Annotated in this window: 19 protein-coding genes and 2 riboswitches; of the genes, 8 read left to right on the top strand and 11 right to left on the bottom strand. The window is 71.0% G+C overall.

What is annotated here, in order from left to right:
- Positions 1–17: 17 nt before the first annotated feature.
- A complete protein-coding gene (locus GWK25_RS11620) occupies positions 18–1,424 on the bottom strand; it encodes a short-chain fatty acyl-CoA regulator family protein (protein WP_215449732.1) in 1,407 nt (468 codons plus the stop codon).
- 383 nt (positions 1,425–1,807) lie between these two features.
- On the opposite strand from GWK25_RS11620, the gene aceA reads away from it, so the two are divergent.
- The 6 genes from aceA (at position 1,808) to folP (ending at position 10,379) form a co-directional block, all read left to right on the top strand.
- Entirely contained in the window at positions 1,808–3,088 is a 1,281-nt protein-coding gene (aceA, locus tag GWK25_RS11615) for an isocitrate lyase (protein WP_215449731.1), read from the top strand.
- Between the two features lie 100 nt (positions 3,089–3,188).
- Complete coding sequence (aceB, locus tag GWK25_RS11610; RefSeq protein WP_215449730.1) at positions 3,189–4,781, top strand: malate synthase A; 1,593 nt, start codon at positions 3,189–3,191, stop codon at positions 4,779–4,781.
- On the top strand, positions 4,778–5,647 hold the full coding sequence (locus tag GWK25_RS11605) for a 3-hydroxybutyryl-CoA dehydrogenase (RefSeq protein ID WP_215449729.1): 870 nt from the start codon (positions 4,778–4,780) through the stop codon (positions 5,645–5,647). Before aceB ends, GWK25_RS11605 begins: the two co-directional genes overlap by 4 nt.
- 189 nt (positions 5,648–5,836) lie before the next feature.
- A riboswitch (cobalamin riboswitch) is annotated at positions 5,837–6,059 on the top strand.
- Between the two features lie 169 nt (positions 6,060–6,228).
- Complete coding sequence (gene metE, locus GWK25_RS11600; RefSeq protein ID WP_215449728.1) at positions 6,229–8,547, top strand: 5-methyltetrahydropteroyltriglutamate--homocysteine S-methyltransferase; 2,319 nt, start codon at positions 6,229–6,231, stop codon at positions 8,545–8,547.
- A 76-nt stretch (positions 8,548–8,623) separates the two neighbouring features.
- A complete protein-coding gene (gene metF, locus GWK25_RS11595; protein WP_215449727.1) occupies positions 8,624–9,535 on the top strand; it encodes a methylenetetrahydrofolate reductase [NAD(P)H] in 912 nt (303 codons plus the stop codon).
- Positions 9,528–10,379: a dihydropteroate synthase gene (folP, locus tag GWK25_RS11590; protein WP_215449726.1), complete on the top strand. Its 852-nt coding sequence runs from the start codon at positions 9,528–9,530 to the stop codon at positions 10,377–10,379. Before metF ends, folP begins: the two co-directional genes overlap by 8 nt.
- A gap of 33 nt (positions 10,380–10,412) precedes the next feature.
- On the opposite strand, the gene GWK25_RS11585 is transcribed toward folP, so the two are convergent.
- From GWK25_RS11585 to GWK25_RS11575, 3 genes are read right to left on the bottom strand one after another with little or no spacing between them, the layout of a single operon-like run.
- Positions 10,413–11,549 (bottom strand): bifunctional 2-methylcitrate synthase/citrate synthase, encoded by a 1,137-nt coding sequence (locus GWK25_RS11585; protein WP_215449725.1) that lies wholly within the window; start codon positions 11,547–11,549, stop codon positions 10,413–10,415.
- Positions 11,550–11,580: 31 nt separating this feature from the next.
- Positions 11,581–12,486 (bottom strand): methylisocitrate lyase, encoded by a 906-nt coding sequence (gene prpB, locus GWK25_RS11580; RefSeq protein WP_215449724.1) that lies wholly within the window; start codon positions 12,484–12,486, stop codon positions 11,581–11,583.
- The gene (locus tag GWK25_RS11575) at positions 12,486–13,994 is read right to left on the bottom strand and encodes an MmgE/PrpD family protein (RefSeq protein WP_215449723.1); all 1,509 of its coding nucleotides are present in this window, start codon (positions 13,992–13,994) and stop codon (positions 12,486–12,488) included. Before GWK25_RS11575 ends, prpB begins: the two co-directional genes overlap by 1 nt.
- Positions 13,995–14,200: 206 nt before the next feature.
- Between GWK25_RS11575 and GWK25_RS11570 the strand changes: the two genes are divergently transcribed.
- Entirely contained in the window at positions 14,201–15,673 is a 1,473-nt protein-coding gene (locus GWK25_RS11570) for a short-chain fatty acyl-CoA regulator family protein (RefSeq protein ID WP_215449722.1), read from the top strand.
- On the top strand, positions 15,670–16,260 hold the full coding sequence (locus GWK25_RS11565; RefSeq protein WP_215449721.1) for a histidine phosphatase family protein: 591 nt from the start codon (positions 15,670–15,672) through the stop codon (positions 16,258–16,260). The genes GWK25_RS11570 and GWK25_RS11565 overlap by 4 nt, the downstream gene beginning before the upstream one ends.
- Before the next feature lie 37 nt (positions 16,261–16,297).
- Here the strand turns inward: GWK25_RS11565 and GWK25_RS11560 are convergent, their stop codons facing one another.
- The 7 genes from GWK25_RS11560 to GWK25_RS11530 all read right to left on the bottom strand — a co-directional run bounded on the left by GWK25_RS11560 (position 16,298) and on the right by GWK25_RS11530 (position 21,948).
- Entirely contained in the window at positions 16,298–16,642 is a 345-nt protein-coding gene (locus GWK25_RS11560) for a hypothetical protein (protein WP_215449720.1), read from the bottom strand.
- A 147-nt stretch (positions 16,643–16,789) separates the two neighbouring features.
- On the bottom strand, positions 16,790–17,548 hold the full coding sequence (locus GWK25_RS11555; RefSeq protein WP_215449719.1) for a CbtA family protein: 759 nt from the start codon (positions 17,546–17,548) through the stop codon (positions 16,790–16,792).
- A gap of 21 nt (positions 17,549–17,569) precedes the next feature.
- Positions 17,570–17,791: a CbtB-domain containing protein gene (locus tag GWK25_RS11550; RefSeq protein ID WP_215449718.1), complete on the bottom strand. Its 222-nt coding sequence runs from the start codon at positions 17,789–17,791 to the stop codon at positions 17,570–17,572.
- A gap of 60 nt (positions 17,792–17,851) precedes the next feature.
- Positions 17,852–17,926, bottom strand: a riboswitch (cobalamin riboswitch).
- Positions 17,927–18,042: 116 nt separating this feature from the next.
- Positions 18,043–18,837, bottom strand: a complete 795-nt coding sequence (locus GWK25_RS11545; RefSeq protein WP_215449717.1) for an enoyl-CoA hydratase — start codon at positions 18,835–18,837, stop codon at positions 18,043–18,045.
- On the bottom strand, positions 18,834–19,730 hold the full coding sequence (gene mmsB, locus GWK25_RS11540; protein ID WP_215449716.1) for a 3-hydroxyisobutyrate dehydrogenase: 897 nt from the start codon (positions 19,728–19,730) through the stop codon (positions 18,834–18,836). The genes GWK25_RS11545 and mmsB overlap by 4 nt, the downstream gene beginning before the upstream one ends.
- Entirely contained in the window at positions 19,727–20,803 is a 1,077-nt protein-coding gene (locus GWK25_RS11535; protein WP_215449715.1) for an enoyl-CoA hydratase/isomerase family protein, read from the bottom strand. The genes mmsB and GWK25_RS11535 overlap by 4 nt, the downstream gene beginning before the upstream one ends.
- On the bottom strand, positions 20,800–21,948 hold the full coding sequence (locus tag GWK25_RS11530) for an acyl-CoA dehydrogenase family protein (RefSeq protein WP_215449714.1): 1,149 nt from the start codon (positions 21,946–21,948) through the stop codon (positions 20,800–20,802). The genes GWK25_RS11535 and GWK25_RS11530 overlap by 4 nt, the downstream gene beginning before the upstream one ends.
- Positions 21,949–21,953: the final 5 nt, after the last annotated feature.

The raw sequence follows: 21,953 nt of genomic DNA, 5'->3' as shown, positions 1-21,953 counted from the left end.
CGCCGTAATTCCCTTGGTCAGGTCGTGCGATCGGTCACGGGGTACGGGACGAACGTGCTCGCGTTCTGGTCGATCCGCAGCGCACGGCCCAGGGGCGGTGCGGCACGCTGGGGGCAGTCGAGGCGTTCGCAGACACGACAGCCCATGCCGATGGGGGTGGCCGCGGAGGGGGTGGTGAGGTCGAGGCCGTCGGAGTAGACGAGGCGGTGGGCGTGGCGGATCTCGCAGCCGAGGCCGATGGCGAAGGTCTTGCCGGGTTCGCCCCAGCCGCCGCGATGGCGGGTGAGCGCGCGGGCGGTCCACAGGTAGCGCTGTCCGTCGGGCATTTCGGCGATCTGGACGTGGATGCGGCCTGGTGAGGTGAACGCCTCGTAGACGTTCCACAGGGGGCAGGTGCCGCCGGCGCGGGAGAAGTGGAAGCCGGTGGCGGACTGCCGCTTGGACATGTTGCCGGCCCGGTCGACCCGGACGAAGGAGAAGGGGACACCGCGCAGTCGGGGCCGCTGGAGAGTGCTGAGGCGGTGGCAGACGGTCTCGTAGCCGAGTCCGTAGCGGTCGGTGAGCCGCTCGATGTCGTAACGCACCTCCTCGGCGGCCGTGTGGAAGACGGTGTACGGCAGGATCAGCGCGGCGGCGAAGTAGTTGGCGATCCCGATCCGGGCCAGCGCGTGAGCCTGCGAGCCGGGTTCGAAGTCCTCCGCGGCCAGCTGGCCCAGCTCCTCGCCGTGTTCCAGCAGGGCCAGCTGGGTCGCCATGCGGAAGGCGCGCTGACCGGGCCGCAGCCGCGAGGACAGGTGGAGGGTGCGGGTTCGGTCGTCGTAGCGGTGCAGCCGTTCGCCGGACTCCGCGGCGAGACGGATCCCGTGTGTCCCGGCAAGTCTCGCGGTGAGGGCCCCGATCACCTCGCCGGGCCGGACACCGATCTCCTCGGCCAGGTGCTCGGCGGCCAGGTCGGTGTCGTGGAGGTAGTTCTGGCGGCGGTAGAAGAAGTCGCGGATCTCCTCGTGGGGTGAGGGCGCGGCTTCCCGCTCTGCGCCTCGGCCGTCCGCCGCCCCGGCCAGTCGCTCGGCCAGCCGCTGGTTGCGGCGGCCCAGGTCGAGCAGGAGCTGGGCGACCGCGGGCATCCGCGAGGCCAGTTCGGCGAGGTCGGACGGGGAGACCCGGGAAGCGGCGATCTCCCTGGTCAGCGCCTCGCGCAGGTCGGCCACCAGGCGGGCGGTGTCGCGCTCGGAGAAGAAGGCGGCGTCGACGCCGAAGGTCTCCGTGAGCCGGAGCAGGACGGGCACGGTGAGCGGGCGGGAGTCGTGCTCCATCTGGTTCAGATAGCTCGGCGAGATACCCAGGACGCGGGCCAGCTCCGCCTGGCTCATACGGCGCTCCTCACGCAGCCGCCGCAGCCGCGCACCCGCGTACGTCTTGCTCACCCGCGTTCCTCCCACCAGGCGTCCCGACCCGGTCAGCGTACGGGACGAACCCGCCACTCAGACCTTCGCAAAGTTGGCAATCCGCGGCGAGAAGATTCGCAGAAGTTGGCATTGTTCCACGGTTGATGGCACTCAGTGCCAATGCCAGAGTTTCAGTGCGGCCCGCCGGACCCGGCCGATACCGCCCGGAACCCGGGGCACGATTCACTGCCCTGACGTCGGAGATCCCGGCATCCGCGGCGCACCACGCCGGCAGCGTTGCTCACCTTCGCCCTCCGGGGTGACGGCGGGCCGCATCCCAGCAAGACGACACGCAGTGCCACCTCTGTTCATCCGGACGGCGGGATTGGCAGCCAGTACAGACCGAGGAAACGGTGACAGTCATGGCAGAAGCGACGACGCAGGCGGCCGAGGAACTGGCCAGGCGCTGGGCCACCGACGCGAGGTGGCAGGGCATCGAGCGCACCTACAGCGCCGAGGACGTCGTACGGCTCTCCGGCAGCGTCCGTGAGGAACACACCCTGGCCCGGCGCGGCGCCGAGCGGCTGTGGCGCCAGCTGCACGAGCTGGACTACATCCACGCGCTGGGCGCGCTCACCGGCGGCCAGGCGGTGCAGCAGGTCAAGGCCGGGCTCCAGGCCATCTACCTCTCCGGCTGGCAGGTCGCCGCCGACGCCAACCAGGCCGGGCACACCTACCCCGACCAGAGCCTGTACCCGGCCAACTCCGTCCCCCAGGTGGTCCGCCGCATCAACAACGCCCTCCTGCGCGCCGACCAGATCGCCACCAGCGAGGGCGACAGCTCGACCGACTGGCTCGCACCCATCGTCGCCGACGCCGAGGCCGGGTTCGGCGGACCGCTGAACGCCTTCGAGCTGACCAAGGGCATGATCGCGGCCGGCGCCGCCGGCATCCACTACGAGGACCAGCTCGCCTCCGAGAAGAAGTGCGGCCACCTCGGCGGCAAGGTCCTCGTCCCGACGTCCCAGCACATCCGCACCCTCAACGCGGCCCGGCTCGCCGCCGACATCGCCGACACACCGACCGTGATCATCGCCCGCACGGACGCGCTGGCCGCCAACCTGCTGACCAGCGACGTCGACGAGCGCGACGCCGAGTTCGTCACCGGTGAGCGGACGGCGGAGGGCTTCTACCGGGTCCACAACGGCATGGCGCCGGTCATCGCCCGCGGCCTGGCCTACGCCCCGTACGCCGACCTCATCTGGGTGGAGACCGGCACCCCCGACCTCGCCCAGGCCCGCGAGTTCGCCGAGGCCATCCACGCCCAGTACCCGGACCAGATGCTGGCGTACAACTGCTCGCCCTCCTTCAACTGGAAGGCCGCGCTGGACGACGACCAGATCGCCAAGTTCCAGCGGGAGCTGGGGGCGATGGGCTACAAGTTCCAGTTCATCACGCTGGCCGGGTTCCACTCCCTGAACCACGGCATGTTCGACCTGGCCCGCGGCTACGCCGAGCACGGCATGACCGCCTACGTCGACCTCCAGGAGCGGGAGTTCGCCGCGCAGGCCCACGGCTTCACCGCCATCAAGCACCAGCGCGAGGTCGGCACCGGCTACTTCGACCTGGTCTCCACCGCCGTCAACCCCGCCTCCTCCACCACCGCGCTGGCCGGTTCGACGGAGGAAGAGCAGTTCCACTAGGCCACCAGGCCGGACACCCGCCATCCGGCCGGCCCCCGGCCGAGCGGAGGGGGACGAACCGTCTCCGTCCCCCTCCGCTCCCATCCCTCAGGAGAGCCCGATGTCCACCACCACACTGACCCACCACGTCCGCGTCCTCGCCGCTCCGGGACACCGGCACGACGAGATCCTCACCCCCGCCGCCCTGGACTTCATCGGCCGGCTGGCCGAGGCGTTCGAACCACGTCGGCGGGACCTGATGAAGGAACGCCGCCGGCAGGTACTGCGGCTGGCATCGGGCTCGCCTCTCGACTTCCCCATGGTCACGGCCGCTGTGCGCGACGACCCGACCTGGCGGGTGGCGCCGCCCGCGCCCGGTCTGACCGACCGGCGCGTCGAGATCACCGGCCCGCCCGACCGGCGCATGGCCGTCAACGCCCTCAACTCCGGCGCCAAGGTGTGGATGGCCGACTTCGAGGACGCCACCGCTCCCCTCTGGGACAACGTCATCGGCGGCCAGCTCACCCTGCTCGACGCCATCGAGCGCCGGATCGACTTCACCACACTGGAGGGCAAGGAGTACCGGCTGGGTGAGCAACTCGCGACCATCGTCGTGCGTCCGCGTGGCTGGCACCTCGATGAGGAGCATCTGGAGTTCGACGGCCGGCCCGTGCCCGCCGCCCTCGTCGACTTCGGCCTGTACTTCTTCCACTGCGCCCAGCGTCAGATCGACGGCGGGTACGGCCCGTACTTCTACCTCCCCAAGCTGGAGAACCGCTACGAGGCCCGCCTGTGGAACGACGTCTTCCTCCTCGCCCAGGAACTGCTCGGCATCCCGCGCGGCACGATCCGGGCCACCGTCCTCATCGAGACGATCACCGCCGCGTTCGAGATGGAGGAGATCCTCTACGAGCTGCGCGAGCACAGCTCCGGTCTCAACGCGGGCCGCTGGGACTACCTGTTCAGCCTGATCAAGACCTTCGGCCACCGCACCGACTTCCTTCTCCCCGACCGGGCGAAGGTGACGATGACCGCCCCCTTCATGCGGGCGTACACCGAACTCCTCGTCCGCACCTGCCACCGGCGCGGCGCGCACGCGATCGGCGGCATGGCCGCCCAGGTCCCGGGCAAGGACCCGGCCGCGAACGAGGCCGCGCTCGCCAAGGTCCGGCTGGACAAGGAGCGCGAGGCCGAGGACGGCTTTGACGGCTCCTGGGTCGCCCATCCGGCGCTCGTCCCCGTCTGCCGGGACGTGTTCGACGGTGTCCTCGGTGAGCGTCCCCATCAGCTCGACCGCACCCGCGACGATGTCGAGGTCACCCCGGCCGACCTGCTGTCCGTCCGCCGGATCAGCGGCCCGCCCACCCCGGAGGGCGTCCGCACCAACGTCTCCGTCGCGCTGCGGTACTACGCCGCCTGGCTGCGCGGCCGGGGCGCGGTCGCCATCGACGGACTGATGGAGGACGTGGCCACCGCCGAGATCGCCCGTGTGCAGATCTGGCAGTGGCTGCGGCATCGGGTGATCGACCGCGAGACAGTGATGGAGCTGCTCTCCGACGAGATCATGGCGCTCGGCGCCGAGTGCCCGTGGGCGCGCGTCGACGACATCCGCGCCCTCTTCGAACGGACCGCGTTGACGGGCGAGTTGCCACTGTTCTTCACCCCCGACGCCTACACCCGCCACCTCGTGCGCCGATCGGATGTGCGGGCGTGAGCGCGGGCATCACGCGCGTCGGCGTGGTCGGCGGCGGGCAGATGGGGGCGGGGATCGCCGAGGTGTGTGCACGGGCGGGGCTCGACACCGTGGTCTGCGAGGTGGACGCGGTCGCCGCCCGCGCCGCCCGCGACCGGATCGCGGGTTCCCTGGACCGCGCCGTACGACGCGGCAAGCTGAGCCGCGAGGCCGCCGACGATGCTCACGCCCGACTCGTCTTCACCGGCGGCCTGGACGACCTGGCCGACCGGCAGCTCGTCATCGAGGCCGTCGTCGAGAACCCGGAGGCCAAGACCGAGATCTTCGCCGCCCTGGACAAGATCGTCGAAGGTCCTGCCGCCGTCCTGGCCACCAACACCTCCTCCCTGCCGGTCATGCGGCTGGGCATGGCCACGAGCCGCGCGGACCGGGTCGTGGGCCTGCACTTCTTCAACCCCGTCCCCGTCCTGCCGCTGGTCGAGGTGGTCACCTCGCTGCACACGTCCGCCGAGACGACAGCTCTCGTGGAGGACTTCGCCACCCGCGCGCTCGGCAAGACGGTCATCCGTTCCCAGGACCGGGCCGGCTTCGTCGTCAACGCCCTGCTCATCCCCTACCTGCTCTCCGCCGTCCGGATGGCGGAGTCCGGGTTCGCCACGGCCGCCGACATCGACGCGGGCATGGAACTGGGCTGCGCCCACCCGATGGGACCACTGAAGCTGGCCGACCTGATCGGCCTGGACACCGTGGCCTCCATCGCTGAGTCCCTCTACGACGAGTTCCGGGAAGCCCTCTACGCGCCGCCGCCGCTGCTGATGCGGATGGTGCAGGCGGGACTGCTCGGTCGGAAGACCGGCCGGGGCTTCCACACCTACGACCAGGGCTGAGTGCCTGGTACGACGCGGGCTGAGGGGCCCGCACCGCCGCGAGGGGTGAGGGTCCCGCGCGGCGCGACCGGGAAAGGGGCGGGAAGCGCGTGTGCGGCGCTTCCCGCCCCTCGCCGTGCCAGCCGAGGCATGCCCGGACCCGCCTTCCGGATGCTGGACGGCGCTCTTCCCTTCGCGGCGCCGCCCCGTAGGCTGACCGCAGCAGCTGGTTCGCCCCGTCCGCCAGGCGGGGTGTCGTAAGAGGGAACCCGGTGGGAATCCGGGACTGCCCCGCAGCGGTGAGCGGGAACGACCGCCGTCATACGCACTGGGTCCGAGGTACCGGGCCTGGGAAGCGACGGCCAGTAGGTGTCCTCCGTCACGGAGGGCGTGCCCGTGAGTCCGAAGACCTGCCAACTGCCCGCGTGCGGACCGTTCCGTGCGCGGACATCCCGGTGACCTCGTGGGCGGGTCGGCGTACACACCAGACGGAACGACCGTGCCTTTGCCGCGCGGGGTCGTCGCCGTCCGGTCCGTCGTTCCCTTCGCGCTCTCGTCCCATCCCCGGGATCTCAGGGATTCATCTCGCGAAGGAGATCTCCGTGACAGCGAAGTCCGCAGCCGCGGCAGCACGGGCCACCGTGTACGGCTCCCCCCGTCAGGGCCAGAACCGGGAACTGAAGAAGGCGATCGAAGGCTACTGGAAGGGCCGCGTCACCATCGACGCCCTCCACGCCACCGCCGCAGAACTCCGGCAGAGCAACTGGCGCCGACTCGCCGACGCCGGCATCCATGAGGTCCCCACCGGTGACTTCTCGTACTACGACCACGTCCTCGACACCACCGTCATGGTCGGCGCGATCCCCGAGCGCCACCGCGCCGCCGTCGACGCCGACGCGACGGACGGTTACTTCGCCATGGCCCGCGGCACCCAGGAGCTCGCTCCGCTGGAGATGACCAAGTGGTTCGACACCAACTACCACTACCTCGTCCCCGAACTGGGCCCCGACACCGTCTTCACGGCCGACTCCGGCAAGCAGGTCGCCGAGCTCAAGGAAGCCCTCGCCCAGGGCCTCACCGCCCGGCCCGTGCTGGTCGGACCCGTCACCTACCTGCTGCTCGCCAAGCCCGCTCCCGGCGTGCGGGCGGACTTCGAGCCGCTCACGCTGCTGGACCGGCTGCTGCCGGTGTACGCCGAGGTGATCGCCGACCTGCGGGCGGCCGGCGCCGAGTGGGTGCAGCTCGACGAGCCCGCCCTCGTGCAGGACCGCACGCCGGCCGAGCTGAACGCCGCCGAGCGCGCCTACCGCGACCTCGGCGCCCTCACCGACCGCCCCAAGCTGCTCGTCGCCTCGTACTTCGACCGGCTCGGCGACGCCCTGCCAGTGCTGGCCAAGGCACCGGTCGAGGGTCTCGCGCTGGACTTCACCGAGGCCGCCCGCGCCAACCTGGACGCCCTGGCCGCCGTCGGCGGACTGCCCGGCAAGCGCCTGGTAGCCGGTGTCGTCAACGGCCGCAACATCTGGATCAACGACCTGACGAAGTCCCTCACCACCCTCGGCACCCTCCTCGGCCTCGCCGACCACGTCGACGTCGCGGCCTCCTGCTCGCTCCTGCACGTGCCGCTGGACACGGCGGCCGAGCGGGACATCGATCCGCAGATCCTGCGCTGGCTGGCCTTCGCGAAGCAGAAGACCGCCGAGATCGTCACCCTCGCCAAGGGGCTGGCCCAGGGCACCGACACCATCACCGGTGAACTCGCCGCAAACCGCGCCGACCTCGCCTCCCGCGCCACGTCGCCCATCACCCGCGACCCGGCCGTCCGGTCCCGTGCCGAGGCCGCGACGGACGCCGACGCCCGTCGCTCCCAGCCGTACACCGAACGCGCCGCCGCCCAGCGCGCCCACCTCGGCCTGCCGCTGCTGCCGACCACGACCATCGGATCGTTCCCGCAGACCACCGAACTGCGCACCGCCCGCGCCGACCTACGCGCTGGCCGCATCGACACCGACGGCTACGAGGAGCGCATCAAGGCCGAGATCCAGGAGGTCATCTCCTTCCAGGAGAAGACCGGCATCGACGTCCTGGTCCACGGCGAGCCCGAACGCAACGACATGGTCCAGTACTTCGCCGAACAGCTCACCGGCTACCTCGCCACCCAGCACGGCTGGGTCCAGTCCTACGGCACCCGCTACGTCCGCCCACCGATCCTGGCCGGCGACATCTCCCGCCCCGAACCGATGACAGTGCGCTGGACGTCGTACGCCCAGTCACTCACCGACAAGCCGGTCAAGGGCATGCTCACCGGCCCGGTCACCATGCTCGCCTGGTCCTTCGTCCGCGACGACCAGCCCCTGGGCGACACCGCCCGCCAGGTCGCCTTCGCCCTGCGCGACGAGGTGAACGACCTTGAGGCGACGGGGACTTCGGTGATCCAGGTGGACGAGCCCGCGCTGCGCGAGACGCTCCCGTTGCGCGCCGCCGACCGCCCGGCCTATCTGGCGTGGGCGACCGAGGCGTTCCGGCTCACCACGAGCGGGGTGCGGCCCGACACCCAGATCCACACGCACATGTGCTACGCCGAGTTCGGCGACATCGTCCACGCCATCGACGACCTCGACGCGGACGTCATCAGTCTGGAGGCCGCCCGCTCGCACATGCAGGTCGCCCGCGAACTCGCCGCCCACGGCTACCCCCGAGAGGCCGGACCCGGTGTCTACGACATCCACTCCCCGCGCGTGCCGAGCAGTGAGGAGGCAGCCGAGCTGCTCCGCACGGGCCTGAAGGCCATCCCTGCCGAACGGCTGTGGGTCAACCCCGACTGCGGGCTGAAGACCCGCGGCTGGCCCGAGACCCGCGCCTCTCTGGAAAGTCTGGTCGCCGCCGCCCGCACGGTCCGCGAGGAACTCTCCTCGTCCTGACGGAAGACCCAGCCGGCCGGGGAAGGACGCATCTGCCGTCCTTCCCCGGCCCCCGGCACCGGAGAACGCATCAGACATGGCCCTCGGTATCCCCAGCACAAGAGCGGACAGCGCGGTATCCATCCGCGACCTCCTCGCACGCGGAGGCCGCTCCTACTCATTCGAATTCATGCCGCCGCGCAGCACCGCGGCCGAAGCCGGCCTCTGGGCCGCGATCCGCCGTCTGGAGGCGCTGTCGCCCACGTTCGTCTCGGTGACCTACGGCGCCGGCGGCTCGACGCGAGGCCGAACGGTCAGCGTCACCGGGCGGATCGCCCAGGAGACCACCCTCACCCCAGTCGCCCACCTCACCGCGGTGGACCACAGCGTCGCCGAACTCCGCAACATTCTCGGCCACTACGCCGACCAGGGCGTACGCAATATTCTCGCTCTGCGCGGTGACCCGCCCGGTGACCCGCTCGGTCCCTGGAGAATGCATCCCAAGGGAGTCCGGTACGCCGCCGAACTGGTCCGCCTGATCAAGGAGTCCGGAAACTTCTGTGTCGGCGTCGCGGCCTTCCCCGAGACGCACCCCCGCTCCCCCGACCCCGACAGCGACATCCACCACTTCGTCGACAAGTGCCGGGCCGGAGCCGACTACGCCATCACCCAGATGTTCTTCGACGTAGAGGACTATCTGCGCTTCCGCGACCGGGTGGCAGCGGCCGGATGCGAGACACCGATCATCCCGGAGATCATGCCGGTCACCACCATCCGCTCGCTGCGACGCATTCCCACGCTCTCCACCGCCGTCGTTCCCGCCCGGCTGGCCGAGAGCATGCTCGCCGCGCAGGACGACCCGAAAACGGTCAGGGCACTCGGAATCGACCATGCCACCGCGATGTGCCGCCAGCTGCTGGCGGAAGAGGCTCCCGGGCTGCATTTCATGACCATGAATTTCTCGACGGTGACGACAGAGATCTATCAGAATCTTGGACTCCATGGATAAGCGCCCAGCTCACTCCCCCGTGGGAATCCGCCGCCCTTCGCTGGTCGGGATCGTCAACATCACCGAGGACTCGTTCTCGGACGGGGACAGATTCCTGACCGCGAACGCGGCGGTGGCTCACGCCCGCCGGCTGTGTTCGCAGGGGGCCGACGTCATCGAGCTCGGGCCCGCCGCGAGTCATCCGGGCTCCCGGCAGGTGACCGCGGCCGAGGAGATGAGGAGGCTGGCGGACGTGCTCGACCAGCTGGTCGCCGAGGGCATCCCGGTGTCGGTCGACTCCTACCAGCCCGCCACCCAGCGATTCGCCGCCGCGCGGGGCGCCACCTATCTCAACGACATCCAGGGCTTCGGCGATCCCGCCCGGTACGAGGAAATCGCGAGCACCGGCTGCCGGCTCATCGTCATGCACTCCATACAGCGCCACGGCCCCGCCACCAAGGTGCGAACCGACCCCACGCAGGTGTGCCGAGGAATCGACGAGTTCTTCGCCGACCGCCTGGCCGCGCTGGAAGCAGCCAGCATCCCTCACGACAGACTGGTCATCGACCCGGGACTCGGCTACTTCCTGGGCAGCGATCCCGAACCATCACTGAAAACCCTGGCCGGTCTCGAACGGTTGAAATCCCGCTTCGACGTACCGGTGCTCGTCTCCCCCTCCCGGAAATCATTCCTGCGAACGCTCACCGGGAGCGCCCTCTCCGACATCGGTCCGGCCACACTCGCGGCGGAACTGTACGCCGCGCGCAGTGGGGCGGACTTCATCCGCACCCACGATGTCGCCGCCCTCCGCGACGCGCTCACCGTTTTCGAAGCCCTGGAATCCGCCAAGGAGAACGGCTGGTGACGCGGAGACGAACGTGCCGACGCGTGCCTAGCGTTACCCGGCCGCCGGTACCGCCCGCTGATCCGGTCCGTCGTACGCGGCGAGAGGCCGGATCAGCGCGTTGTGGGCGAGCTGTTCGGTGATGTGGGCGGTCCAGCCGGTGATGCGGCTCATCACGAAGATCGGGGTGAAGGCGGGGATGTCGAAGCCCATCAGGTGGTAGGCGAGTCCGGCCGGGTAGTCCAGGTTGGGGTGGATGCCCTTGCGGGTGAGCATGGCGTGCCGCAGGGCCGCGTGCAGGGTGGCCCTGCGGGTGGCCTCGGGGTCGGCGGCGCGGGCGACCAGGCGGTCGAGGGCGTCCTGCATGATCGGGACGCGCGAGTCGCCGTGCTTGTAGACGCGGTGGCCGAAGCCCATGATCTTCCGCTTGGACGTCAACGCCTCGTCCAGCCACTGCTCGGCGTGCTGCGGGTCGCCGATCTCGTTCAGCATGTGCATCACGGCCTCGTTGGCGCCGCCGTGCAGGGGGCCCTTGAGCGCGCCGATGGCGGCGGTGACCGCGCTGTAGAGGTCGGAGAGGGTGGAGGTGACCACGCGGGCGGTGAACGTCGAGGCGTTGAAGCTGTGTTCGGCGTACAAGACGAGGGAGATCTCGAAGCAGCGGACCACGTCCGGGTCGGGCACGCTGCCGAAGCACATGTGGAAGAAGTTCTCGGCGTAGCCGAGTGCGGGGTCCGGCGGGATCGGGGCGAGTCCCCGGCGGCGGCGCTGGTCGGCTGCGACCACTGTGGGCAGTTTCGCCAGCAGGGTCAGGGACTTGGCGCGGTTGGCGGCGGGGCTGCCGTCTTCCTCGGTCGGGTCCTCGGCGCCGAAGAAACTGACGGCGGTGCGCAGCACATCCATCGGGTGGCAGGTCTCGGGCAGCCGGGGCAGCAGCTCGCCGGTGGTGCGGTCCAGGGGGCGCAGGGCGCGTTCCCGTGCCTGGAACTCCGCCAGTTGGCGCGGGTCGGGGAGTTCGCCGTGCCACAGCAGGTAGGCGACCTCCTCGAAGGAGCGGTGTGCGGCGAGGTCCTGGACGGGGTAGCCGCGGTAGGTGAGGGAGTTGGTCTCCTGGATGACGGCGGAGATCTCGGTGGTGTCGACGACAACACCGGCGAGGCCGCGGTGGATCCCGGGTGTGGTGGTGGTCATGGGTGCCTGCCTTCGTGGGTCAGGTGCCCGGTCAGGTGCCGGGCGGGAGGGTGAAGTCGTGAACGGCCGAGTCGAAGGCCGTGTAGTCGGCGTAGCCGAGGAGTTCGTAGAGGCGGGAGCGGGTCTGCATACGTGACAGCAGGGCTTCCTGGGTGCCCTCGGCGGCGAGCGTGCGCAGGCCGTTCTCCATCGCGCCCATGGCCAGGCGGAGCAGGGTGACAGGGTAGAGGGCGATGTCGTAGCCGAGGTTGTCCAGGGTGCGGGCGTTCAGCAGGCGGCTCTTGCCGAACTCGGTCATGTTGGCGAGCAGGGGGACGTCGACCGCCTTACGGAACGCCTCGAACTCCCGTTCGTCGGTGAGGGCTTCGGGGAAGATCGCGTCGGCGCCGGCGTCGACGTACGCCTTCGCCCGGTCGACGGCCGCGTCCAGACCCTCGACCGCGCGGGCGTCGGTGCGGGCCATGAGCAGGAAGTCCGGGTCGCGGCGGGCGTCCACGGCCGCCCGGACACGGCGGGTCATGTCCTCGCGGGGGACGACCGCCTTGCCGTCGAGGTGGCCGCAGCGCTTGGGGTTGACCTGGTCCTCCAGGTGCAGGCCGGCCAGGCCCGCGTCCTCCATCAGCTGGACGGTGCGGGCGGTGTTCATCGGCTCGCCGAAGCCGGTGTCGGCGTCGACGAGGACGGGCAGGTCGGTGGCCCTCGTCGTCTGCTGGGCACGGGCCGCGATCTCGGTGGAGGTGGTGAGGCCGATGTCTGGCAGGCCGAGGTCGGCGGCGAGGACGGCGCCGGAGAGGTAGGCGGCCTCGAAGCCGGTGTCCTGGATGAGGCGGGCGGACAGCGGGTTGAGGGCGCCGGGCATGGTCAGCAGGCGTCCGGCGGCCAGCCGTTCACGCAGGGCGCGGCGGCGCTGGGCAGGCGTGGTGCGGGTGTGCAGCATCAGAAGAGGCCCTTCGGCAGGTGCGCGTCGTACGCGGCGACCGCCTCCGTGTCGACGGCCGGGAACAGCCCGTCCAGGTCGGCCGCGGTCAGTTCGGCGAGGTGTTCGGCCGAGGTGAGGAAGCGGTCCTGGGCGGCCGGAGCGATGATCCCCTCGGCGAGCGTGCGGAACTTGCCGATGTATGCGGCGCGGTCGAAGGGGCGGGCACCGGCCGGGTGGGCGTCGGCCACTCCCAGCTCGTCCTCGATCACCGAGCCGTCCTCCAGGGTGATGACCGCCCGTCCGCCGAAGGCACGGCGATCCGGGTCGGGGTCGTGGTAGCGGCGGGTCCAGGCCGGGTCCTCGACCGTGGTGATCTTCCGCCACAGCTCGACGGTCCCGGGGCGGCGGGCCCGCTCGGGGGCGTAGGAGCGCTCGTGGTGCCAGGCGCCGTCCTCCAGGGCGACGGCGAAGATGTACGGCACCGAGTGGTCGAGGGTCTCCCGGCTGGCCGTGGGGTCGTACTTCTGCGGGTCGTTCGCACCGGAGCCGATGACGTGGTGGGTGTGGTGGCTGGTGTGCAGCACCACCGAGCGCACCTTCTCCAACGGTCCCGTCTTCTCGCGCAGCCGCCGCGCCAGGTCGATGATCGCCTGGGCCTGGTACTCGGCCGAGTGCTCCTTGGTGTAGGTGTCGAGGATCGCGCGGCGCGCCTCGCCGGGCTCGGGCAGCGGGACGGTGTAGACGGCGTCCGGGCCGTCGAGCATCCAGGCGAGGAAGCCGTCCTCGCCCTCGTAGACCGGGGACGGGGAAGTCTCGCCGCGCATCGCCCGGTCGACGGCCTCGATCGCCGTCTTGCCGGCGAAGGCAGGGGCGTACGCCTTCCAGCTGGAGATCTCGCCCTTGCGGGACTGCCGGGTCGCGGTGGTGGTGTGCACCGCCTGCTGCACCGCCTGGTACACCGTCTCCGTCGGTAGCCGCAGCAGCGCGCCCAGTCCGCAGGCGGTGGCGGCGCTCAGGTGGGCGACGTGGTCGATGCGGTGCGCGTGCAGACAGATGCCCTTGACCAGAGCGACATGGATCTCGTAGGCGGCGACGATGCCGCGCAGCAGGTCGGCGCCGCTGCGGCCGGTTTGCTGGGCCACGGCGAGCAGGGGCGGGATGTTGTCGCCGGGGTGGGAGTAGTCGGCGGCGAGGTAGGTGTCGTGGAAGTCCAGCTCGCGTACGGCGGTGCCGTTGGCCCAGGCCGCCCACTCCGGGGAGACCCGGGCGCGGGTGCCGAAGACCGCGGCTCCAGGTGCGGCGGCCCGGTGGGCGGTGGCCTGGGCGCGGGCGACGGCCACCGGACGGCGCAGCAGGGAGGCGACGGCGACCGAGGCGTTGTCGATCACTCGGTTGACGGCCATGGCGGCACTGCCGGGGTCCAGCCTGTCGGTGGCGGTGGCGACAGCCGCGAGTTTCCAGGCGAGCTGGTCCTCGCGCGGGAGCCGGTCGGCGCTGGGGTGGACACGGACGTGGTGCTCGATCACGGGACTCCTCGAGGATGCCGGGCGGTCAGGCTGATGTGATCGAGCTTTCCCGGCGAAAGGTCGCGGGACCACCACGCCACGGTGCGGAATCCGTACAGCGTGGAGCTGCGAACCTGCGAAGGTTGCGGATTCTGCGGATGCTAGTTTCGCAAGTACGACGCAGTCGCCGAGCGGGCTGCGGCGGGATCCGACGAGGAGGTGGGGCCGTGTCCCGGCAGCCGGCGCACCGCAAGGTCTTCGCCCACGCCAAGCTGCGGCGCCTGCGCCGCGAGCGGGGCATGAACCAGGTCGACATGGCCCGCGCACTCGGCATCTCCACCAGTTACGCCAACCAGATCGAACAGAGTCAGCGTCCGCTGACCGCCCCGGTGCTGCTGCGGATCGCGGAGGTTTTCGGCGTCGACGCGGAGTTCTTCTCCGAGGCGGACGAGGACCGGCTCGCCGCCGACCTGCGGGCCGCGCTCGCCGACGAGGCGTGCGGGGTGGAGTTGCCCGGCGCCGAGGAGATCGCCGAGGCCGTCCGCGACCATCCGGAAGTGGCCCGCGCCCTGGTCGCCCTGCACCGGCGCTACCGGGACACCGCCGAACAGGCCGCGGCCCTCGCCTCACCGGGATCGGGCAGCAGTACTCTGCTGTCCCCAGGTGAGCCGCATGACGAGGTCCGGGACTTCTTCTACACCCACCACAACCACTTCGAACAGCTGGACACCGCGGCCGAGCGAACGGCGCAGGCGCTGGAGCTGCGGCCGGGCCGCGCCGCCGACGCGCTCACCGCGCGGCTCGCCGGCCGGCACGGCGTCAGAGTGGTACAGGCGGCCCCAGGCCGCTCCGGGGACGCCCGGCGCTTCGATGCGGCCGCCGGGCTGCTGTTCCTGTCCCCGTGGCTCAGCGACGGGCAGCGCGCCTTCCAGCTCGCCACCCAGCTTGCCTTGCTGGAGCAAGGTCCGCTGCTCGTCCAGCTCGCCGACAGCGGCCAGGGACTGACCTCTCCGGAGTCGTCGATGCTGGCCCGCATCGGCCTGGCGAACTACTTCGCCGGCGCCCTGCTCATGCCGTACACGGCCTTCCACGCCGCTGCCGAGGACATGAGGTACGACGTCGAGCTGCTGTCCGCCCGCTTCGGTGTCGGCTTCGAGACGGTCTGCCACCGTCTGAGCACGCTCCAGCGCACCGGGCACCGGGGCGTGCCGTTCTCCTTCCTGCGGGTCGACCGGGCGGGGAACATCTCCAAACGGCAGTCCGCCACCGACTTCCACTTCTCCCGGCTCGGCGGCACCTGCCCGCTGTGGACGGTCTACGACGCGTTCTCCGCACCCGGTCGGATTCTCACCCAGGTCGCCGAAATGCCGGACGGCAAGCAGTACTTCTGGGTCGCGCGAACGATCACCCGAGGCGGCTTCGGGCATCACGCCCCCCGCGCCGAGTTCGCCATCGCCCTCGGCTGCGAACTGCGCCACGCCCACCGCCTCGTCTACGCCGAGGGAATTGCCCTGGACGACCCCCGCGCCGCCACGCCGATCGGGCTCGGCTGCCGCATCTGCGAACGCCGCGACTGCGCGCAGCGGGCCCGTCCACCGGCCGGCGGACGGCTGGCCATCGACCCCGACCGGCGTACGTACGTGCCCTACCCGGTGGAGACCCGCACACCCATGACCACACCAGGAGGGGCCACCACGTGACCAGCCGCGTCACCCTCGTCTCGCCCACCATCGGTCCGTCGCTGCGGCAGGCCCGCTTCGACGACGACGGCTCGATCGACGCCGAGCAGGCCGCCCGGGCCCGCGCGGCGGCCGGCTCGCTCCCGCGGGCCGTCCATGTCGTCGTCTCGCCCAGCGTGCGGTGCCGCGAGACGGCTGTGGCACTCGGCCTGCGAGGCGAGGACGCGCCGGGACTCGCAGCCCTGGATGTTGGCCGCTGGCGGGGACTCACACTCGACGAGGTCGCCGCCGCCGAACCGGAGGCGGTGGCCCGCTGGCTCACCGACCCCGACGCGGCGCCCCACGGCGGGGAGTCGGTCAAGGACGTGTGCACCCGGGTCGGGAACTGGCTGGACGCCGCGGCGGAGACGGACGGCCGTACCCTCGCCATGGTCGAACCTGAGGTCGTACGAGCGGCTGTCGTCCACGCGCTGGGCATGCCGACCGGCGCCTTCTGGCGACTGGACGTGCCACCGCTGACGGCGACGGAACTCAGCGGACGGACCGGGCGCTGGAACCTGCGGCTGGGACACCCGCTGGACACACCGGACGCCCCCACGGACCGGTGAGCCACGACGGGCTGCCGCGGCCTGTCGCCGCGGTGGTTCAGGGGGCCGCGTCCCGGTGACGGTGCAGCAGGTCCGCGATCGCGCAGCGCAGACAGTCGGCAGTCATGTCCGAGGGTGCCGTGCCGACGGCGGGGCACGTGGGCGGGTCTGTCGTCGGTGCCTGTCCGGTCTGTTCAGTGCAGGCCACGGGGGATATCAGGGTCTCCAGTTCATGGAGGAGCTGTTCGGTGCGCCTGGCCTGGTGGGCGAGCACACGTACCCGGGCGCTCTGGCCGCCGATCTGCCGGCGGCTGGCGATCAGTTGCTCGTACTCCTCCACCGTGAGGGCCACCGCCTCACGTCCGCCGAGGGTGATGTGGCGCGGCTGGGGTCGTCTGGCCACTCTGTTCCTCCGCTCCTCACCTGGGTGGTCCCCGTCCCGCCGGTCCGTTGCGTGGGTCATGTCAGTGATCCGCTGGCGTCGGTACCCGGGAAAACGCGAGAGGGCCCCCGATTGGTTCCGCGGGCCCTCTCACGCTGGCGGGTCATGTCAATGGGGCGCGGCAACCGGCCTGCCCGCGGCGGCTGTCGCGGGCTTGGGATGCAGCAGCCGCTCGGCCAACTCGCCGAAGACAAGGCCGAATCCGGTGCACAGGGTGACCTGGATGGCCAGTGCGGAGAGGCGGAAACGCCACAGCACGGAGGCCGGGAAGTCGCCCGGTACCTCGTCGATGACGGGCAGGAACGCGTACGCCAGACCGATCACGAAGGCGAAGGCGGCCACCGCGGTGACAGTCGCCCACCAGGTGCCCAGGATGGGTACGAGTCGCTTGCCCAGGATGGTGGCGGCGATCGCGAGGAGCACGCTGAGCAGCATCATCAGGAAGTACAGGGTGGTGCGCTTACCGATGGTGTCGGGGTCGCCGACGGCGGGCGGGTTGGCCGGGTACTTCAGGAACGGGACCACGTAGACCGCGAGCAGCGCGCAGCCGGACAGCAGCAGCGCGGTGGCCCGTGGGCTGAAGCGGCCGACGCGTCCGAGCGCGAAGCAGTAGGCGAGGGCGGCGATGCCGCCGAAGGCAACCCCGTAGACCAGGACACCGGTGGCCAGGCCGGCGGTGGACTGCAAGGAGCGGGAAACGAGTTCGACTTCGTGCTCGTGGGCGGGGGCGTGGGCTCCCTCGAAGGCGATCGCCTTGTCGACGTCGGGTTCGCCGAGGAGGTAGTCGACGACCAGGGCGAGCACACTGGCGGCGAGGCCGGCGAGCATGCCCCGCACGAGGAGGTTTCTCACGGTTGCGGAGTTCATGGGTGCTGGTTTCCCCTCGGGTCAGTGGCAGGGGAAGCCGAGCAGGTGGCGGGCGTCGTGCACCCATTCGTGCACGTCCTCGCCGGAGACGACCGACGTGGCGCCCTGCTCGGCGCCGACGAAGTACAACAGGACCAGCATCAGGATGCCGCAGAAGACCGCCCACGGGACGATCGCGCCGATCGGCAGCTTGGCGGGGAGTGCGGGAGTGGTGGCGGTCGGCGGTGCGGCGTGTTGCGCCATGGCGGGGCCTCCTCGGGAGTTCGCGTCCCATCTGGGTGGTGCACTGGACGACGGCCACGGGTCTGACTCGCCACCGCCCTTTCGCGGGGCGGTGGCACACAGTGGCGCGACCGTGCCGGTTTCCCACCGGCTTCCGTAGTGCCGTCGTCGATATCGTGCCGACGGTACCCCTCGGCCGATACGGGACCAATGCCTCACAGACCGGCGAGAACCCGCTCTCACCGAACCTTTACCGGCAGCGGAGCCGGCCCTTACCCGTGGCGGAACTCCGGCGGCCTCTTGCCGACGAAGGCAGCCATGCCCTCCTTCTGGTCGGCGGTGGCGAACACCGCGTGGAAGAGGCGCCGTTCGAAGCGGACGCCTTCGGTGAGGGTCGTCTCGAAGGCCCGTCCGACCGCCTCCTTCGCCATCATCGCCACCGGCAGGGACATGCCCGCCACGGTCTCGGCGACCGCGAGCGCCTCACCGAGCAGCTCGTCGGCCGGCACGATCCGGGAGACGAGCCCGGCGCGCTCTGCCTCGTCGGCGTCCATGGTGCGCCCGGTCAGGCACATCTCCATCGCCTTGGCCTTGCCGACCGCCCGGGTCAGCCGCTGGGAGCCGCCGATGCCGGGGATGACGCCGAGTTTGATCTCGGGCTGCCCGAAGACGGCGGTGTCGGCGGCCAGCAGGATGTCGCAGAGCATGGCCAGCTCGCAGCCGCCGCCGAGGGCGTAGCCGGAGACCGCCGCGACGGTCGGGGTGCGCAGCTGTCCAAGCCGGTCCCAGGCCGTGAACCAGTCGGTGAGGTACATGTCCATGTAGCCCTGCGGCTGCATCTCCTTGATGTCGGCGCCGGCGGCGAACGCTTTCGACGAGCCGGTGATGACGACGCAGCCGCAGTCCGGGTCCCGGTCGAGGGCCTCGGTGGCGGCCACGACCTCTTCCATGACCTTCAGGTTCAGTGCGTTGAGGGCCTTCGGACGGTTGAGGGTGAGCAGTGCGGTCCGGCCCTTGCGCTCGACGAGGATCGTTTCGTAGGCGGGCGGTTCCTGGTCGATGGTCATGCCTGCTCCCCGTTCTGGTTCCGGATGGTTCGTACGATGCCGGAGAAGTCCTCGGTGGCACCGACCTGCTCGGCGTAAGCGACAAACAACTCCGCCGCGCGCAGGCCGAGTTCCGCGTGAACACCACCGGAGCGGACCGCGTTGGCGGCGAGGCCCAGGTCCTTGGCCATGAGGGAGGCCGCGAAGCCGGGCCGGTAGTCGTGGTTGGCGGGGCTGGCCGGGACGGGCCCTGGGACGGGGCAGTTGACGCTGAGCGCCCAGCACTGCCCGGACGCCGTCGACGCCACGTCGTAGAGCGCCTGGTGGGAAAGGCCGAGGCTCTCACCGAGGACGAACGCCTCACTGACTGCGATCATGGAGACGCCGAGGATCATGTTGTTGCAGATCTTCGCGGCCTGCCCGGCGCCCGCGCCGCCGCAGTGGACCACCTTGCGGCCCATGGCGGCGAGCAGCGGTTCCGCCTCGGTGAACTCATCGCTCCCGCCGCCCGCCATGAAGGTGAGCGTGGCCGCCTCGGCTCCCACCACGCCGCCGGAGACCGGGGCGTCCAGGGCACGCATTCCGGCGGCTACGGCACGTTCGTGGGCGGTGCGGGCGTCAGCGACGTCGATGGTGGAGCAGTCGACGAAGAGGGTGCCGGGCGAGGCCACGTCGAGGATGTCTCCGTAGAGGCCGAGGACGTGGTCTCCGGCGGGCAGCATGGTGATCACCAGGTCGGCGCCGGTGACGGCCTGGCCCGCCGACGCGGCGGGATCGACGCCCGCGCCGGCCGCTGCCTCCAGGGACTCGGGGGCGAGGTCGTGGCCGCGCACCCGGTGGCCTGCCTTGACCAGATTGGCGGCCATGGGGCCGCCCATGTGTCCGAGTCCGATGAACGCGACGGTCCGGCTCACCACGGCACCTCCTGTGGGTTGTCGGGCCCGGCGAGGGCGAGTTCACGCTCGCCGAGTGGAGCGAAGAAGCGGTCGACGTCCGCGTCGGTGACCTCGGCGAGCGTGGGCGGAGACCAGCGCGGGGTGCGGTCCTTGTCGATGACCTGGGCACGGATGCCCTCCACCAGGTCCGGAGCGGCGAGGGCCCGGCAGGAGACGCGGTACTCCTGGTCCAGCACCCTCTCCAGGGAGCCGAGCCGACGGGCTCTCCGCAGTGCGGTGAGGGTGACCTTGAGAGCGGTGGGCGACTTGGCGAGCAACGTCTCGGCGGCCTCCTTGGCGGCGTGGTCGCCGTGGTCGAGGAGGCGCCCGACGATCTCCTCGACCGTGCCGGCGGAATAGCAGGCGTCGACCCACGGCTGAGCCGCCGCGAGCCGACCGGGTGGTGCGGTCCCTACGGTTCGCCCCAGCACCTCCCGCACCGGGGCGTGCGCGAGGTGTTCGACCAGCGACGGCATGACCTCGGACGGTACGAAGTGGTCGGCGAGCCCGCAGAGCAGGGCGTCCGCCGCGCCCACCGGGCCCCCGGTCAGCGCCAGGTGGGTGCCGAGTTCGCCGGGTGCGAGGGTGAGCAGGTACGTGCCGCCCACGTCCGGGACGAAGCCGATACCGGTCTCCGGCATGGCGATCCGCGACCGCTCGGTGACGATCCGGACAGCGGCGTGCGCGGAGACACCGACGCCTCCGCCCATGACGATGCCGTCCATGACGGCGACGTACGGCTTGGGGTAGCGGGCGATCCGGGCGTTGAGCCGGTACTCGTCACGCCAGAACGCCGCCGACGCCGAGCCGTCCCCGTCGCGGGCGTCGTCGTGGATGGCACGGATGTCGCCACCCGCGCACAGCCCCCGGTCCCCCGCGCCGCTGAGCACGACGGTCTCGATGGCCGGGTCGTGCTCCCAGGCCGTCAGGGCTTCGCCGATACGGCGGACCATGGTGTGGGTGAGAGCGTTGAGGGCCTTGGGGCGGTTGAGGGTGAGGTACGCGGCGCGCCCCTCGGTACGCACCAGGACGGTGTCGTCGGTGGCGGTCATCGATACGCCTCCGTCAGACCGCGGGCCACGATCACGCGCATGATCTCGTTGGTTCCTTCCAGGATCTGGTGGACCCGCAGGTCGCGGACGATCTTCTCGATGCCGTACTCGCTCAGGTAGCCGTAGCCGCCGTGCAGTTGCAGGGCGCGGTCGGCGACCGAGTAGCCGGTGTCGGTGGCGAAGCGTTTGGCCATCGCAATCAGGTACGGGGCCTGCGGGTCACTCCGGTCCAGTGCCTGCGCGGCCTGCTGGACCAGGGCGCGGGCGGCGGCGAGTTCGGTCGCCATGTCGGCGAGGCGGAAGCGCAGCGCCTGGGCGTCCAGGAGTCGGGCGCCGAACGCCTCACGGTCGGCGAGGTGGGCAAGGCTGCGGTCCAGGGCGCTGCGGGCGCCGCCCAGGGAGCAGGCGGCGATGCCGAGTCGGCCGCCGTTGAGGCCGTTCATCGCGATACGGAAGCCCGCGCCCTCGCGGCCGAGGAGGCGGTCGGCGGGCAGCCGGACGCCGTCGAGGACGACCTGCCGGGTGGGCTGGGCGTTCCAGCCCATCTTGCGTTCGTCGGCGCCGAAGGTGACGCCGGGATCGTCCTTGTCGACGACGAACGCGGAGACACCGTCCGCGCCTTCACGGCCGGTGCGGGCCATGACGACGTACAGCTGGGAGGCGCCGGCGCCGGAGATGAACTGCTTGACCCCGGTGAGGACCCAGGCGTCGCCGTCGCGGACGGCCCGGGTGGTGAGGGCTGCCGCGTCGGAGCCCGCGCCCGGCTCGGTCAGGCAGTAGCTGGCGAGGTCGTCCATGGCGCACAGGCGCGGCAGCCATCGCTCGCGCTGCCCGGGGTCGCCGTAGCGGTCGATCATCCAGGCGACCATGTTGTGGATGGAGAGATACCCGGCGATGGACGGGCATCCGGAGGCCAGGGTCTCGAAGACGAGGACGCCGTCGGCGCGGGTGAGTCCGGAGCCGCCCGACTCCTCGCGTACGTAGACGCCGCCGAGGCCGAGTCCGGCGGCCTTGCGCAGCACATCGACCGGGAAGTGCTTGTCCCGGTCCCAGTCCAGGGCGTGCGGGGCCAGATAGTCCTGGGCGAAGTCCAGCGTCGTCTCGACAAGGGCCTGTTGGTCCTCGGTGAGCCAGGTCGTGGTCATCGCGC

Source organism: Streptomyces sp. ATCC 21386 (assembly GCF_018728545.1).
GTDB lineage: Bacteria > Actinomycetota > Actinomycetes > Streptomycetales > Streptomycetaceae > Streptomyces.
Note: the sequence above shows the minus strand (reverse complement) of the source record. Positions and strands in the feature narration are given on the sequence as shown.

Coding starts and splice junctions, on each gene's coding strand:
- GWK25_RS11555 (WP_215449719.1), bottom strand. CDS start 17,548: ATGAACTCCGCAACCGTGAGAAACCTCCTCGTGCGGGGCATGCTCGCC.
- aceA (WP_215449731.1), top strand. CDS start 1,808: ATGGCAGAAGCGACGACGCAGGCGGCCGAGGAACTGGCCAGGCGCTGG.
- aceB (WP_215449730.1), top strand. CDS start 3,189: ATGTCCACCACCACACTGACCCACCACGTCCGCGTCCTCGCCGCTCCG.
- GWK25_RS11550 (WP_215449718.1), bottom strand. CDS start 17,791: ATGGCGCAACACGCCGCACCGCCGACCGCCACCACTCCCGCACTCCCC.
- prpB (WP_215449724.1), bottom strand. CDS start 12,486: ATGCTGCACACCCGCACCACGCCTGCCCAGCGCCGCCGCGCCCTGCGT.
- GWK25_RS11545 (WP_215449717.1), bottom strand. CDS start 18,837: ATGACCATCGACCAGGAACCGCCCGCCTACGAAACGATCCTCGTCGAG.
- GWK25_RS11530 (WP_215449714.1), bottom strand. CDS start 21,948: ATGACCACGACCTGGCTCACCGAGGACCAACAGGCCCTTGTCGAGACG.
- folP (WP_215449726.1), top strand. CDS start 9,528: ATGGATAAGCGCCCAGCTCACTCCCCCGTGGGAATCCGCCGCCCTTCG.
- GWK25_RS11535 (WP_215449715.1), bottom strand. CDS start 20,803: ATGACCGCCACCGACGACACCGTCCTGGTGCGTACCGAGGGGCGCGCC.
- metF (WP_215449727.1), top strand. CDS start 8,624: ATGGCCCTCGGTATCCCCAGCACAAGAGCGGACAGCGCGGTATCCATC.
- GWK25_RS11585 (WP_215449725.1), bottom strand. CDS start 11,549: ATGACCACCACCACACCCGGGATCCACCGCGGCCTCGCCGGTGTTGTC.